A 13,677-nucleotide genomic window follows, 5' to 3' on the forward strand; every position below is an offset into this window, starting at 1 on the left:
AGACGAGGCGGCCCGCGGCCCTCACCCCAGGAATTCCACAACGGTCGCCACGAACCGGCCGGCGTCGTCGAGCCAGGGGTAGTGGCCCGCCCCCGGCTGCACCACGAGCCTGCCGTCAGGGAACAGCTCCGCGAACTCGGCCATGGCCCGAGGGGGACTGTTCACGTCGAACTCTCCGGCGAGCAGCAGGACGGGGGCCTCGAAGGCGGCCAGGGCCGTACGGGTGGCCTCCGGACGGAAGGCGCCCTCGGCCGCGAAGCGGGCGACGGCTTCCTTGTTGCCCGGCTGGCTGCCTGCGTAGTGCCGTTGCGCCGCGGCGTCCCACCGGCCGTAGAAGAAGGGGGCGATGGCCTCCCGGCCGTTGCCCGTGCCCTCGGTGATCGCCTCCAGGGCGGCGAACGCCGCGGGGAACCACGGCTCGTCTTTCCGGCGCTGCGCGAGTTCGAGTCGCATCTCTGCGGTGATGGCTGTGCCGATGGCTCGGGTACTGGGTCCGACCAGGGTGAGCTTGCTGACGTTCCGCGGGTGGCGGGCCGCGTACTGTGTCGCGATGTTCGTGCCGGCGGAGTGGCCGAGCAGGTCCATCCGGGGAAGCCCGAGGTGTTCGCGCAGCGCTTCGACGTCGTCGACCAGGCGGTCGCAGCGGTACGACGCGGGGTCTTCGGGAATCGCGGACTGGCCGGTGCCGCGCAGGTCCAAGACGATCAGCCGGCGGTGTGCGGACAAGCCGCCGAGGTCGCCGAGATAGACGGAGTCGGCGGGGCCCCCGGGGAGGCAGACGACCGGGTCGCCGTCTCCGATCACGTGGTAGGCGAGCCGGGTTCCGTCAGGTGCGGAGAAAGTAGGCATAACGGAATCCTGCCTCTCATAACCAAGTTATACAACCAAGTTATACCCGAGGTGCTCCGGTATATAACCGAGCTATGGAAGGCGAAGAGAGCACCCGTCCTCACCCGCGGGCGCTGAGCGAGGAGCAGGCCAGGCGGATGCTCGCCGACATGAACGACGTCATCCGCGCGGGCGAGGAGATGCGGAGGCTCCGAGCCGAAATGATCAAGATCTTGGCCGGCTACGGCTGGACTCAGGACAAGATCGCCCAGCTCACCGGCATGAGTCAGCCCGCCGTGTCCAAGCAGGTGGCGAAGTACAAGGAGGGTGACCCGCTCCCTCCGATGGAGCTCTCCCTCGACCAGTACGACACTCCATGGCTCGAGGGACGCCTGTGGGGCCTCGCCGAGGAGATCTCCGAAGCCTTCCCCGACACCGCCCGCTGTACCCGCTACGTCAATGCCATCGCCCGCGGAAAGAAGCGCTTCACGCCCCAGAACGTCGATGAACTGCGGCGCCTCGTCGAAGAGGACCTGAGGCTGCATCAGGCGGAGATGCCCAGCGGCTACCGGGACGCCTATAACCAGATCAGCCGCGGTCTCGATGTCCCCTCGAAGGTCGCCCCCGTCGCCGTGTCAGCCTCTGTGCGTCGCGCCCTTGCCTGCCAGATCCAGCGTGACCGGCTCAGGGACGACACCTGAGCCTCGGCGCCGGAGCTCAGCTCGTCCGCTTTGAGCCGGGTGTGGGGCGTCGGAGTGTCCGGGCCCACGGTCCTGAGGGCAGGGGTATTTCTCTGATCTGCGACGATTCCGCCCGTCGGCGAGAGTCCTCCTTCCAAAACAGGCACGGCCGCCCCACGACCGAGAACGCACCAACCACGCCAGGAGCTCCTCCACCATGACCACCCCAGAGCCGAAAGCAACCCTGCGCCCCAGAACCGTCGTCTGGCCACTGATCCACGCCGAGCGCGCGGCCCTCGCCGACGACCTCACGCATGTGACCAATGAGCAAGGGGCGACGCCGTCCCTATGCGCCGGGTTGACGGTGCGTGAGGTGCTCGCCCACCTCACCGCGGCAGCAAGCCTCAACGCCATGCGATGGCTGGCAGGCGTGATCCGCTGCCGCTTCGACTTCGATAGACAGGTGGCCATGCGGCTGGCCGAGCAATTGGGCGCGACCCCGGCCGAGACACTGGAGAAGTTCCGCCGCGTCGTCACGAGCACCACCAAGCCGCCCCTGCCGATCATGGCGATGCTCGGCGAGACGATCGTGCACGGCGAGGACATCCGGCGGCCCCTGGGCCTACGCCGCGACTACCCGATCGAGACGCTCACCCGGGTGGCCGAGTACTTCCAGCGCTCCGACCTCGTCGTCGTCGCCAAACGACGAGTCGGCGGTCTCCGTTTGGTCGCGAATGACGGACCCTTCACCGCCGGCTCCGGGCCGCTCGTGTCCGGCAGCACCCTGGCCCTGACGATGGCCATGACCGGGCGCACACGCTACTGCGACGAGCTCGAAGGCGACGGCGTGGCGACGCTCCGTGATCGCGGCGGGATGGCATGATCGCAGCCCGCTGCCCTCTCCTCCATCCGCCATGCGGTACTTCGCGCCCGCGAAGCCGCTCGCCGCCTTGCGTTGTCCGGCGCCTGTGCAGTGCCATGGTGCACCGGACCGCGACATACGACGCACCAGGAACGCACGGGAGCGACCGGACACCGGACCTTATCTGTGAGCCGGTGACCGGCCGCCCCCCGCACGACACTGAAAGTGCCGCCCTGCGCCGCCCCGACCCCGCGCCGGCGGCGGCCCTGGCGCTCCACGCGCCGAAGGTGCGGCGGCCGGCGGCGGGATCGGTGAAGACCGCGGCGACGGGGCGGGCGAGGCGTCAGGTCTTGCCGGACGTCTTACTCCTGGCACGAGACGGGCCCGTCGACGTGGCGCCCCGCACCGGGGCTCCGACGGGGGACGGCTGGACCACGGATTGCTGCTTCTTCCGCACCGGGGAGCCGACGGGCGACGGTGTCACGACCGGCTCCTGCCTGCGGCGGGGGACCTTGGCGCGGCCCGCTCTGGGCTGTGCCGCCTGGGAGACGTCCTGGAAGTCGTCCGCGGCCCGGCCGCTGACGTTGCTGACGATCTCGCGCCCCCGGACGGCCAGGTCGTCGTAGACCCTGTTGAGTCTCGCCGTGACGGTGTCGGCGTAGCTGCGGGCCTTGGCGGGCAGCTCCTGGGTGATGGTCTCGGCCGTCCATCCCGGCCAAGCGCGGGCCGTCCGGGGCACCTCACCGGAGCGCATCTTGCGCACCTGGTCGACGGCGTAGCCGCCGGCGCCTGCCGCCGCGCAGAACGGCTTGGATTCGACGATCTTCTTGACTCTGTCGGCGAAATTCATCGGCCACTCTTTTCTTTCCTCTGATATGGCATGACGACCAAGGCGACCGACCGCCGCACTCGGCGGGCTGCCGGCCGGATCTGCCGTCCTGGTCGGCGCGGCTTTGGCCTGGTTCTCTTTCTGGAAGGACTCATAGATGTCGATCAGCATCCGACGCTGCCGTCTGGTGAGGCTGCGATCGGCCCTGATCGCAGCCGGCGTGCGACTGCCGGCGCCGGGATCCTCGCCCCGTGCCCGCATGTCCAAAGTCAGGGCCGAGGAGTGCAGTACCGCGGCGAGGCCGGTCAGCAGCCGGGCGCCCGGCCTGCTCAGCACGTGCCCGGCAGGCCGGCGGGACGGGCGGGTCAGGAGGCCCGCGAGCCGGTGCAACAAGATCGTCGCCTGCCGCCACTGTGAGTGAGTGGACGGGCGGGGCGCGGTGACGTGGTCGGCGCCGCGAGCGGGCCGGTTGGAGCTCATCATGTGTTCGGTGAAGCCGCGCTGATGGCCGCCAGCGTGGAGTCGCGGTCCAGATCGATGGCGAGGTCGCCCAGCGACAGCACGCCCACCACCCGCTCGTTGTCGAGCACGGGCAGCCGGCGCAAGGTGTGCAGGCGCATCAGCTCTACTGCGTACCATTCCCCATCGTCAGCAGAGACCGTGACGAGCTTCCTGCTGCAGATGTCGCCGGCCTGTACGGCATCGGGCGACAGGCCGCGCGCGATCGCGCGTACCACGATGTCCCGGTCGGTCAGCACCCCGAACAGCCGTCCGTCCTCCATGACGAACACGTCACCGATGCCGTGCTCGCGCATCTCCCGGGCCGCGGCCACCAGGGTGGAGTCGACGCTCACCATCACGACATCCCTGGTCATCACATCTCGAACGCGGCGTTTCATAGCAGTCACACCCCAGTCGTCGGCATGCGGCGACCACACCGGCGCCCCCCGCTCTCGACACTGCCCCGCGCACGGGCTGCGAAGTCACCTCCGCCACTGATTTTGCGACCTGGATGAGATATCGCGACCTTTCAAAGCCGCTGCCGCGCGCGCTCTTCTCTCGAGCAAAGCCGGCGCGCGCCAGCCGGTCGCCGGCGCCTGGCACCCACCTCGACCAGGTAAAATGCTCTCCATAGTGCGCGGGCGACATGCTCGGCCCTACCGCATGGACATAGCCATGATGTGGGACCCAATGGGTCAAGCCTGGGGATGCCGGTCCGTTTCAGGGGTAAGAATCCACGCAGGAAGCATGCTTCGAGAGCGGACCGCCGCGGCACGTTAACAAGCCGATCATCGCAAGGCGAGAGCGGCGCCGAACGCTCGCTGTGCTTTGCCTCTTACGAAAGCACCCCGGGACTTCACGCCGCATCTTGCCACGAACGCCCACACCGGCTGCAGGGATGCACCTGCTCGCAGAGAGGGCACACCGTGACAAGGAGGTCCGGCAAGCCATGTGGAAGCTTCCATCGACGCTGGCGCGCGGGGTCGAAGCCGTCACCACAGTCAGTGACGTCCTGCAGACCGGGATGCGGACAGCCGCCGAGCTGTGCATAGGAGCGAGCAGGCTCGGCGGTCGCGCGGGGCCGGGCGGAGCCCGCACCGGCCACCGAAAGCGGCACCCGGCGCCCGCCGAGGAGGTGTCCTTCGCGGAAGGCCACCTGGACGGACTAGGTGCGATCACCCTGGCCTACCGGCGGCAGGGCACGGGCGAACCCGTGGTCCTGCTGCACGGCATCGGACAAGACCTGCACGCCTGGGACCAGGTGGTCCCCCTGATCGCCGCCGAACGCGAGGCCATCGCGCTGGACCTGCCCGGCTTCGGGCGGTCGCCTGACCTGCCCGACGGCCTGCCGCGTGACCTGCCGACCATGGTGGCGGGGCTGGACGCGGTGTTCACCACGCTCGGCGTTCACCGGCCCCACCTGATCGGCCACTCGCTGGGCGGCCTCATCGCGCTGCGGCTGGCCCAGGCCGGGCTCGCCCGCAGCGTCACCGCACTGGCCCCGGCCGGGTTCTGGAACGAGGTCGAGCGACGCTACGCCTACGCCGTCCTGACGACCGCACGCCAGCTCGCCCGGCTGCCGGACCCCGTCGTGGAGCGGATGGCCGGCAGCGTCGTGGGACGGGCGGCCCTCACGGGCGTCCTGTACGGGCACGCCGACTCCTGCCCACCCGACACCTTGGTGACGTGCCTGCACGCCTTGCGCCAAGCGGTGGCGTTCGAGGCCACCTTGCGGGCCGGACGGGCACCGGACCTGTTCACGGGCACCATCTCCGACATCCCGGTCACCATCGCCTGGGGCACCTGCGACCGCATCCTGCCCGGACGCCAGGCCGCCCGCGTCACGGCCATGATCCCCCAGGCGCGGCTCGTCCAGCTCCCCGGGTGCGGGCACGTCCCCATGAACGACGCGCCCGACCAGGTGGCCGGGCTGATCCTGCAGACCACGGCCGCCGGGCCTGCGGCTCGCGCCAAGCAGCCCCGCGGCCGGCGCTGTGTCTCCGCGCCGGCGTCCACACGCGCTTGAATCTCGATGCCGAGCGGGTCGCTCCTAGCGGGGCTCGCGCCGGACGAGCGACCTGGGCCCGGCCAGTGCGAGGGCGATCAGGACCAGGGCCAGCAGAGGCAGGACGATGAGGAGACGCTTCATAAATGGTCGCATTACGCTAACCTCCATCACGCAGAGTTATCATAGGAGGAGTCTCCGCACTCTGATGGGCGGAAACTCATATCCCCCCAAAACTGGGGCAATCGCTTCGGTAGTCGTCGCGTCGAGAAGGTCAGACCGACCGAGGGGGAGCCGTCATGGATCAGGCATCCGTTCCATCCCACCCCGCCGGCGTGGAGGCATGGCTTTCGCAGGTCCTCCGCCTGGCAGGCGTTCAATGTTCGGCCCTGGCGGGCGCACCGGACGCCTCTGCGGCACTGATTGCTCGCACCGGTCTGGCGGGGGCGCCCGGCGCCACCTCTGTCCGGCCGGGCGATGTCACCGCCACGTCCGGGCCCCCTGGCGAGGCCGATATCCCGTAAAAGCCGAGCCGCGCCACCCGGGAGGTCGAAACAGGCATGTGACCCCTGCCTGGTCTTTCGGAGAGGCTGTGGCCGCACGGTCCCTTCGGTGCTGCCACAGCCCCGGATCCATGACAACGCGACGCCGTGTGACGGACTCGCGCCGTTACTGCAGGCTTCCGAACGGCTGCTGCCGTCCGCCTTGGTACATGCCCTGGCCCAGGGTGGCGCCGTACGGCTGGCCCTGCGGGCCGCCGCCGGCGGCGCCGACGAGGTCGAGCAGCCGCGTCTCGACATAGCGCTGCGTATGGCGGGACTTGTCCGCGATCCGCTCGATGAGATCGTTGATGTTGCGGGCGGAGTCGAGGTCCACAGGGCTGACCTCGGCGAACTGGTCGAGAATCCGGTATCTGATCTGCCGCCAGTTCTGACGCAACTGCTGCTCCGTGTGCTGGGCTTGGTGCTGTTCCATCGGCTGTCCTTTCCTCGTGGGAACCACCGAGGACCTACCCAACGTATCCGGAAAACTACTTATTGTGCTGTCACGGATGCTTTAGATCATTTCGGTGACGTGCTCCTGGATCAGCCGGATGAGCGCGGCCGAGGTGGGCTGTGCCCACCCGGCCAGGCGGGTGTGCCAGAACGGCGGCGAGGGCGCTATCCGTGCTGGAGTGGAGGCAGAAGCGTTCATCGAGCCTGGTGATCTCCATGAGGCGTGCGGGTGGGCCTTGCAGGGCGGCCAGGTGGATCGCGCCGCCATGTCGCTGAGCGACGTCGAAGGCGTCAAGGAGCACCCGCAGGCCGGTGCTGTCCATGAACTTGACCTCGGCCATATCGAAGATGAGCTGGTCGGCGGGCGTCTGGCGCACCCGGCGGATGAACTGCTGCAACTGGGGAGCGCTGGCCAGGTCGATCTCTCCGGCCAAAGCGATCACGGTTGCGCCGGCATGGTGCTGGTGGTGCATGTGGAGCGATGACATCGAAACCCTTACGAGGAACACGGGGGAGCTTCACCGATCAGGCGCACGGCGGCTGAGTACGGATTGGGGACCCCCTTGGCGTGATGGCTGTAAGGAACCGACTGAGCACATGTTGCATATGAAGAGTAATACCTGAATAGCATTACCCGAAAGATAATTCCTATATGATCTTGCCGCAATGGTGGTTCCGTGCGCCGGCGAGTGGCGTGGCGGGGTTGAAGCCTCTCGTCAGCAGCCAGAGTGCCAGAACCATTTCGTTCACGGCCAGCGGGACGACCAGGATGGCGTGCAGCGGTGAAGAGAGGCTGAGCACGCCGTACATGACGAGGAGAGCGTCGGCCAGGTACGGCACCACCGCGACCAGCGCCCAGCCCGATATCAGCCGGGGAACGATCGACGACCGGTAGAGCACCCAGTTGAGCAGCAGGACACTCAGGCAGAAGAAGATCGAACTCGTGGGATGGCCCCAGTCGTCGTAGGTCTGCGACCAGGAGTACGCCGCCTGGATGCGGGCGTCGACATTCGACGACTGGGGCGGCGAGGCGTCTCGGCTGACGGCCACCACCACGAGCGGACCGATGGCGCCGGGAAGCACGAGGACGACCTCCACCGTCCTGGAGACCACGTACCCGAGCGCCGGCGCCTCGCCGTGCTCCTTCAGGAGGGGAAAGATCAACGGTGGGATCATGGCGATGGCGGCGGCCATGATCAGCACCATGAGCGCACCAGTCGTCGTCGTAGGAGCGCCCTGGATCACGGACTCACGTGAGAGTTCTGTGTCCGGCTCTCCGAGGAACACCACGCTCAGCACGCCCGCGGCCGTGGCGATGATGAAAAGGACACCGACGGCTCGTGCCGTTGTCCGCCTGCGCATACCCTGGCTCCTATGGTCCGATGTCGTCCGGTCGAGGGCTCCGGCAGCGTTGCCGGTCGCACTGTCACCGTGGCCGAGCCCGATGTGCCAGTGGTTGGCCCGCGGTGTGCCCGCGGTTGGGGGCATTCCGCCGCCGCGTCGCCCGGGTGGCCGGGTCGTCGCAGGCTCGGCTGAGATCGCGGTTCGGGGAGCAGCCCTGTGGTCCGGATCCGGGTGTTCGGCGGTGTCGGCGCCGAGACCGACGACGGGCACCCGATCGACGTCGGATCGGGCAGGACCCAGGCACTGCTGGGCGCCCTGGCGATGTCGCCCGGTTCCCCCGTCCCGGTCGCCCGCCTCGTCGAGCTGGTGTGGGGCGACGCGCCGCCGCGGACCGTGACCAAGACCCTGCAGTGGCACATCGCCCAGTTGCGCAAAGGGCTGGGTTCCGCCGCCATCAGCCGGGTCGGCGCCGCGTACCGCCTGGACGTGCCGCCCGACGCGGTCGACGTCGCACGCTTCCGGCGGCACCTTCGCGAGGGTGACGTCGGCGCGGCCCTCGCGGAGTGGACGGGGATCCCGCTGGCGGGCGTGGACGCTCCGGGCCTCGCGGCGACGGTGGACGGCCTCACGGAGCAGTGGCTCCGGCGCGGTCGAGGCCGACCTGCAACGCAGGGTGGACTCCGACCCGCACTCGTCCATCGCCGCGCTGACCGAGCTGGTCGGCCGTCATCCCTTCCGCGAAGGGCTCTGGGCCTTGCTGATGACCGCCCTCGCCCGTACCGGACGCCGGGGCGACGCGCTGACGGCGTACCGGCAGGCCCGGCGCCACCTCGTCGAGGAGCTTGGGATCGAACCGGGACCGCGGCTGCGGGAGCTGGAATCGCTGATCCTTCGTGAGGACGAGCGACCGCAGGAGTCTGCCGCGTCGGCGCCCGGTGGCCTGGAAGGCAACCTGCCCCGCCGTCTGAGCCCCCTCATCGGCCGGGACGACGCCCTCCGCGGCATCGACGATCTGATCAGCCGGTCGGCGGTGGTCACCCTGGTGGGGCCGGGCGGGATCGGCAAGACCCGGCTCGCCCTGGCGGCGGGACGTCGCGTGGCCGCTGATCGAGGATGGCAGGCCTGGTTCGTCGAACTGGCCGAGATCGCCTCCTCCGGCGATGTGCCGCGCGCGGTGGCCGACGCGCTCGGCGTCGCGCAGCGGGCGGGGCGAAGCCTCACCGAGTCGATCGTCACCGCTCTGGGGTCACGCCCCGCGCTGCTCCTCGTCGACAACTGCGAGCACGTCCTCGACGGTGCGGCACGGCTGGTCCAGGCCGTTGCGCGGGGCTGCGCCCACGTCCGGGTGCTGGCCACGTCTCGGGAGCGCCTCGACGTCGACGGCGAGCAGGTGCTCGTCGTCGGCCCGCTGGATCCCGCCGCGGGTGCCGAACTGTTCCATGTGCGCGCGCTCGCCGCGGACCGGGCCTATGAGCGTGACGCGTATCGGGACGACGTCGCGGAACTCTGCCGCCGGCTCGACGGCGTACCGCTGGCGATCGAGTTGGCCGCCGCTCGCGTTCGCAGCCACCATCCGGCCGAACTGCTGGCTCGTGTCCACGATCACTTCAGGGCGACCGGCATCCGCCGTACCGGCGCACCGAGACATCGAAGCCTGCGCGCCGCGATCCAATGGTCCTACGACCTACTCACGCCGCCTGAGCAGGCGCTGCTGGAGTGCCTGTCGGTGTTCAACGGACCGTTTCCCCTCGACGCCGTGGCGGCGGTCGCCGACGACCCGACGCGCGGCCTCGACGAGTCGACGGCGTTCTGAGCGCCCTGGTCGACCGGTCGATGGTGACCGTCGAGCCCGGCCCGTCCGGCTCCCGCTTCCGGCTGCTCGAGCCCATGCGCCAGTTCGCCGCCGTGCACCTGCGCGAACAGGGCCGCATGGACCTGGTCGCCGAACAGCACGCGCGTTGGTGCCTTCGCGAGGTGACCCGCGTCGGAGAGCTCCTGACCGGTCTCGGCGAGATCGAGGGGGTCGCCCGCCTCCGCGAGCTGTGGCCGAACCTGCGTGCGGCGGTCGCGTGGGCGTGTTCGGCAGGCGATCGGCGGCTGGCCGACGCGCTGGTCCGGCCGGTGGCGACGGAGCTCACGCTCCGCGGCCAGCAGGAGATCGGTGACTGGGCCGAGCGGATCCTCGACATGCTCCCGCCGGACGAGGACGCTTTGCGGGCCTTCTGGCTCCTATGGGCGGCCGAACGCTATACACAGAACGGCAACCCGGCCGGCTATGACGGGCTGGTGGACCGCGGTGGCCGGCCCGACCGGCCGCTGAGCCACTATGCTCGCGCGTACGTCGGCGGAGACGGCCATGCCCTGAGCCGGTGGCTCCCGGCGGCCGTCGCCACCTGCGCCGCCAGGGCGAGCCGTACGTGGCCGCGTTCCTCGAAATGAACTCTGCCGGCACGCTGCTCGGCATCGGCCGTTTCGACCAGATCGACCGGACCGTCTCGGCCCTGGCCGATCGGTACCGGTCGGAAGGCCCGCCGACGCTGCGGCACTGGGCGCTGCAAACCCTCGGATACTCCGCCGCGTTCCAGGGACGATCCCATGATGCCGAGCGGTACTTCGACGAGGCGGCCACCGTCGACGTCCCTGACGGCTCGCTCTCGGCCGACAAGGCCGTCCAGGCGCAGACGGCGTTCCGCCGCGGCCACCGGCGGCGCGCGTTCCGGATCCTCCGTGCCTACATCGACGAGCTCGTCGCCACCGACAACGTGATCGCCGCCAGCGTCGTCTGCATCGAGTTCATCTCCATGATGGCGGTGCTGGAGCACCACGACGAGGCCGCGCGCATGCTCGCGTACCTGGAGAGGAGAAACGACTTCGGCGCCATGGCCGCCCGGACCCTCGTCGCCGCCAAAGTCTCCAGCCGCCGGTACGGCTCCCACTCGCCCACCTCGGAGAACTGGCTCAGCGACCGTCAGGCCCTCGCGTACATGCGCGACGTCCTCGACCACCTGGCGGCGGACGGCACGGTCAGCCAGGGCGGGTAGTCCGGGCACGGGACGCAGGCCCAGTCCCGGCCTCCGACGATAAGCCCAGGTCGGATCGGTCATCCCTGTGCCTTGTGCGCCAGTCGCTCCCATTCCTTCCACCCCGTCAGCCGCCGCTCGTAGATGCCGGTGACGATTCCCGGCGCGGCGGCCCCGAAAAGCACCCGCAGCGGTGGTTCGTCCGCATCCACCACCTCCAGCAGGGCTTGAGCCGCCGCATCCGGGCTGCCCGGTGGTTGCGCGCTTCGGCGGGCGGCGGCGGCCTCCCGTACACCGTCGTATTCGGGCAGCGTCTGCGAGCGGCGGGCCGACGCGCCCGCCCAGTCAGTCGCGAAGCCGCCCGGCTCGACCAGGGTGACCTTGATGCCGAAGGCCGCCACTTCCTGTGCGAGCGACTCGCTGATCCCTTCGAGCGCCCACTTGGAGGCGTGGTAGGCGCCCAGGTTCGTGAAGGCCACCACGCCGCCGATGGAGGATACCTGCACGATGTGGGCGCCTCCCTGGGCACGCATCAGTGGCGCCGCCGCCTGAGTCACCCAGACCGCGCCGAACAGATTGACCTCGACCTGATCGCGGAGATCCTCTTCGGAGAGCTCCTCCACCATGCCGAAATGACCGTGTCCGGCGTTGTTGACGACCACGTCGAGCCGGCCGAACTCGGCGTGGGCACGCCGGACCGCCTGGGTGGAGTCCACGCGGGAGGTCACGTCGAGCTGGAGCGGGAGCAGGTCGGCCCCGTACTTCGCCGCCAGGTCGTCGAGGGTTGTGAGGTTCCGCGCGGTCGCCGCCACGCGGTCTCCGCGTTCCAGGGCGGCGGCGGTGAACGCGCGTCCGAAGCCGCGGGACGCGCCGGTGATGAACCATGTCTTGCTCATTTGCTCAAGACTCCTCAGCGTTGGGCGGACGGACGGAGGATGATCTCGTTGACGTCGACGCCGGCGGGCTGGTCGAGGGCGTAGGCGATGGCGTTCCCGATGTCCTCGGGACGGATCGAGGCGGATCGGTACTCGCGCATGGCCTCGACGGCGAACGGGTCGGTGATGTGGTCGGCCAGCTCGGTGTCGACGACGCCCGGTGAAATCGTGGTGACCCGGATGTTCGGCTCCGATTCCAGGCGCAGCCCCTCGGTGAGAGCCCAGGCGGCGTACTTCGTCGCGGAGTAGATCGCCGAGGTCTCCACGACCTGGTGGGCGCCGATCGAGGCGACCGTGACGAAGTGGCCGCCCCCTTGGCGGCGGAAGATCGGCAGGGCGGCGGCGATCCCGTTGAGCAGGCCGCGGACATTGACATCCAGCATGCGCTCCCACTCCTCGACCAGGAGGGCGTCCAGTCGGGACAGGAGCATGACTCCCGCGTTGCCGACCAGCACGTCGAGCCGCCCGTATGCGTTCACCGCCTCCTCGGCCACCTCCTGGAATCGGGCACGGTCGGTGACGTCGAGCGGGCGGGCCTCGGCCGAGTGGCCGTCTGCGGTCAGGTCCGCGGCGAGCGCCTTGATCCGGTCGGTGCGGCGGGCGGTGAGGATTACGTGGTGACCGGCGGTCGCCAGCGTGCGGGCCGTGGCCGCCCCGATGCCACTGCTCGCGCCGGTCACCAAGACGACTTTCCGTTCCTGTGTCTCTGTCATGATTCGAGGCTCGGGCAGACGCTTGCGTTTCGGCAGGCCGCCGTGTTCATGGGAGTCCCGCACCCACCTTCGGCCGCTCGTTCCGGCCTACCCTGGAAGCATGACCGAGCGGCCCTTGGGGGATTTCCTGCGCAGCAGGCGGGCGCACGTCCGCCCCGAAGACGCCGGCATGCCGGCCGGACCACGTCGGCGGGTGACGGGCCTGCGGCGTGAGGAGGTAGCGCTGCTGGCAGGTGTGAGCGTGGACTACTACGTGCGACTGGAGCAGGGGCGGGAACGCAATCCGTCACCGCAGGTGCTGGACGCGCTGGGCGGCGTGCTCCGTCTCGACGACGACGCCCGCTCGCACCTCTTCCGGCTCGCCGGCCTGACCCCGCGGCCCGCCCTGTCCGCCCCTGAGCGGGTGGATCCCGAGCTGCTGCAACTCCTGGACGGCTGGCCGGACAACCCCGCGCTCGTGCTCGGCAGGGCATACGACGTCCTGGCCGGTAACCGGCTCGGTTACGCGCTCTTCGAAGGGTTCCGCGGCGGGGCGAACCTGCTGGTCAAGCTGTTCCTCGACCCCGAGGCGCGATCGTTCTACGCCGACTGGGAGGCCGCCGCGGTCAACACGGTGGCCGGCTTCCGGCTGCTGCACGGGCAGGACCCGCACCATCCACGCGTACGCGAGGTGCTCGGTTCGATGCTGGAACGCAGTCCGGAGTTCGCCGCCCTTTGGCTGCGGAACGACGCCCGCGGCAAACGAGCCGAGGTGAAGACCTTCCGCCACCGCGACGTCGGCGAACTCACGCTGCGCATGCAGGCTTTCGACGTACGGGCCGCGCCCGGGCAGCAGCTCGTCGTCTACCACGCCGAGCCCGGCTCCGCGAGCGCGGACGCGCTCGCGCTGCTCGGCACGCTCGCCGCGACCGCCGGCCGGTAGCGCACCCCGCTGGAGCGCCGTGACCTGCTCGGCGCGCCTGCCG

General features: G+C 69.8%; 15 protein-coding genes and 1 pseudogene. 8 read left to right on the forward strand and 8 right to left on the reverse strand.

Features of this window, described 5'->3' with window-relative positions; translation table 11 throughout:
• Positions 1-21: 21 nt before the first annotated feature.
• The gene (locus ID574_RS19600) at positions 22-849 is read right to left on the reverse strand and encodes an alpha/beta fold hydrolase (RefSeq protein ID WP_188190391.1); all 828 of its coding nucleotides are present in this window, start codon (positions 847-849) and stop codon (positions 22-24) included.
• Between the two features lie 74 nt (positions 850-923).
• Here ID574_RS19600 and ID574_RS19605 point away from each other — a divergent pair, with 74 nt between their 5' ends.
• Together ID574_RS19605 and ID574_RS19610 are read left to right on the forward strand one after the other, a co-directional pair.
• The gene (locus ID574_RS19605) at positions 924-1,529 is read left to right on the forward strand and encodes a helix-turn-helix domain-containing protein (protein WP_188190392.1); all 606 of its coding nucleotides are present in this window, start codon (positions 924-926) and stop codon (positions 1,527-1,529) included.
• 196 nt (positions 1,530-1,725) lie between these two features.
• Positions 1,726-2,391 (forward strand): maleylpyruvate isomerase family mycothiol-dependent enzyme, encoded by a 666-nt coding sequence (locus tag ID574_RS19610; protein WP_188190393.1) that lies wholly within the window; start codon positions 1,726-1,728, stop codon positions 2,389-2,391.
• Between the two features lie 322 nt (positions 2,392-2,713).
• Here the strand turns inward: ID574_RS19610 and ID574_RS19615 are convergent, their stop codons facing one another.
• Positions 2,714-3,220, reverse strand: coding sequence for a hypothetical protein (locus tag ID574_RS19615; protein WP_188190394.1), 507 nt, complete (start codon positions 3,218-3,220; stop codon positions 2,714-2,716).
• 458 nt (positions 3,221-3,678) lie between these two features.
• Entirely contained in the window at positions 3,679-4,074 is a 396-nt protein-coding gene (locus ID574_RS19620) for a CBS domain-containing protein (protein WP_262496022.1), read from the reverse strand.
• 575 nt (positions 4,075-4,649) lie between these two features.
• Here ID574_RS19620 and ID574_RS19625 point away from each other — a divergent pair.
• Positions 4,650-5,726 carry an alpha/beta fold hydrolase gene (locus ID574_RS19625; protein WP_223166870.1) on the forward strand — a complete coding sequence of 359 codons (1,077 nt, stop codon included), beginning with the start codon at positions 4,650-4,652 and terminating at the stop codon, positions 5,724-5,726.
• A gap of 648 nt (positions 5,727-6,374) precedes the next feature.
• Here ID574_RS19625 and ID574_RS19630 read toward each other — a convergent pair.
• The 3 genes from ID574_RS19630 to ID574_RS19640 form a co-directional block, all read right to left on the reverse strand.
• Positions 6,375-6,680 carry a hypothetical protein gene (locus ID574_RS19630; protein WP_188190396.1) on the reverse strand — a complete coding sequence of 102 codons (306 nt, stop codon included), beginning with the start codon at positions 6,678-6,680 and terminating at the stop codon, positions 6,375-6,377.
• Positions 6,681-6,750: 70 nt separating this feature from the next.
• On the reverse strand, positions 6,751-7,188 hold the full coding sequence (locus ID574_RS62820) for an STAS domain-containing protein (RefSeq protein ID WP_223166871.1): 438 nt from the start codon (positions 7,186-7,188) through the stop codon (positions 6,751-6,753).
• Positions 7,189-7,348: 160 nt separating this feature from the next.
• The gene (locus ID574_RS19640; protein WP_188190398.1) at positions 7,349-8,062 is read right to left on the reverse strand and encodes a DUF4386 domain-containing protein; all 714 of its coding nucleotides are present in this window, start codon (positions 8,060-8,062) and stop codon (positions 7,349-7,351) included.
• 213 nt (positions 8,063-8,275) lie between these two features.
• Here ID574_RS19640 and ID574_RS62825 point away from each other — a divergent pair.
• The 4 genes and pseudogenes from ID574_RS62825 to ID574_RS59830 form a co-directional block, all read left to right on the forward strand.
• Positions 8,276-8,479 (forward strand): annotated as a pseudogene (locus ID574_RS62825) (AfsR/SARP family transcriptional regulator); the annotation flags it as partial.
• A gap of 103 nt (positions 8,480-8,582) precedes the next feature.
• Entirely contained in the window at positions 8,583-9,857 is a 1,275-nt protein-coding gene (locus ID574_RS59820) for an ATP-binding protein (protein WP_223166872.1), read from the forward strand.
• A 20-nt stretch (positions 9,858-9,877) separates the two neighbouring features.
• On the forward strand, positions 9,878-10,483 hold the full coding sequence (locus ID574_RS59825; protein ID WP_223166873.1) for a hypothetical protein: 606 nt from the start codon (positions 9,878-9,880) through the stop codon (positions 10,481-10,483).
• A complete protein-coding gene (locus ID574_RS59830; RefSeq protein WP_223166874.1) occupies positions 10,414-11,085 on the forward strand; it encodes a hypothetical protein in 672 nt (223 codons plus the stop codon). Before ID574_RS59825 ends, ID574_RS59830 begins: the two co-directional genes overlap by 70 nt.
• 59 nt (positions 11,086-11,144) lie before the next feature.
• On the opposite strand, the gene ID574_RS19650 is transcribed toward ID574_RS59830, so the two are convergent.
• Positions 11,145-11,960, reverse strand: a complete 816-nt coding sequence (locus ID574_RS19650; RefSeq protein WP_188190399.1) for an SDR family NAD(P)-dependent oxidoreductase — start codon at positions 11,958-11,960, stop codon at positions 11,145-11,147.
• A gap of 14 nt (positions 11,961-11,974) precedes the next feature.
• Entirely contained in the window at positions 11,975-12,712 is a 738-nt protein-coding gene (locus ID574_RS19655; RefSeq protein WP_188190400.1) for an SDR family oxidoreductase, read from the reverse strand.
• Between the two features lie 100 nt (positions 12,713-12,812).
• On the opposite strand from ID574_RS19655, the gene ID574_RS19660 reads away from it, so the two are divergent.
• Positions 12,813-13,634, forward strand: coding sequence for a helix-turn-helix domain-containing protein (locus ID574_RS19660; protein ID WP_188190401.1), 822 nt, complete (start codon positions 12,813-12,815; stop codon positions 13,632-13,634).
• The last annotated feature ends 43 nt before the right edge of the window (positions 13,635-13,677 follow it).

Source organism: Nonomuraea sp. SYSU D8015, from assembly GCF_008065375.1.
In the GTDB taxonomy this organism is placed as follows: domain Bacteria; phylum Actinomycetota; class Actinomycetes; order Streptosporangiales; family Streptosporangiaceae; genus Nonomuraea.

Excerpts from the sequence above, each read along its gene's own strand:
- ID574_RS19610 (WP_188190393.1), top strand. The coding sequence starts at position 1,726 with ATGACCACCCCAGAGCCGAAAGCAACCCTGCGCCCCAGAACCGTCGTC.
- ID574_RS59825 (WP_223166873.1), top strand. The coding sequence starts at position 9,878 with ATGGTGACCGTCGAGCCCGGCCCGTCCGGCTCCCGCTTCCGGCTGCTC.
- ID574_RS19630 (WP_188190396.1), bottom strand. The coding sequence starts at position 6,680 with ATGGAACAGCACCAAGCCCAGCACACGGAGCAGCAGTTGCGTCAGAAC.
- ID574_RS19600 (WP_188190391.1), bottom strand. The coding sequence starts at position 849 with ATGCCTACTTTCTCCGCACCTGACGGAACCCGGCTCGCCTACCACGTG.
- ID574_RS19655 (WP_188190400.1), bottom strand. The coding sequence starts at position 12,712 with ATGACAGAGACACAGGAACGGAAAGTCGTCTTGGTGACCGGCGCGAGC.
- ID574_RS19615 (WP_188190394.1), bottom strand. The coding sequence starts at position 3,220 with ATGAATTTCGCCGACAGAGTCAAGAAGATCGTCGAATCCAAGCCGTTC.
- ID574_RS62820 (WP_223166871.1), bottom strand. The coding sequence starts at position 7,188 with ATGTCATCGCTCCACATGCACCACCAGCACCATGCCGGCGCAACCGTG.
- ID574_RS19605 (WP_188190392.1), top strand. The coding sequence starts at position 924 with ATGGAAGGCGAAGAGAGCACCCGTCCTCACCCGCGGGCGCTGAGCGAG.
- ID574_RS19650 (WP_188190399.1), bottom strand. The coding sequence starts at position 11,960 with ATGAGCAAGACATGGTTCATCACCGGCGCGTCCCGCGGCTTCGGACGC.
- ID574_RS19625 (WP_223166870.1), top strand. The coding sequence starts at position 4,650 with ATGTGGAAGCTTCCATCGACGCTGGCGCGCGGGGTCGAAGCCGTCACC.
- ID574_RS19660 (WP_188190401.1), top strand. The coding sequence starts at position 12,813 with ATGACCGAGCGGCCCTTGGGGGATTTCCTGCGCAGCAGGCGGGCGCAC.
- ID574_RS19640 (WP_188190398.1), bottom strand. The coding sequence starts at position 8,062 with ATGCGCAGGCGGACAACGGCACGAGCCGTCGGTGTCCTTTTCATCATC.
- ID574_RS19620 (WP_262496022.1), bottom strand. The coding sequence starts at position 4,074 with ATGACCAGGGATGTCGTGATGGTGAGCGTCGACTCCACCCTGGTGGCC.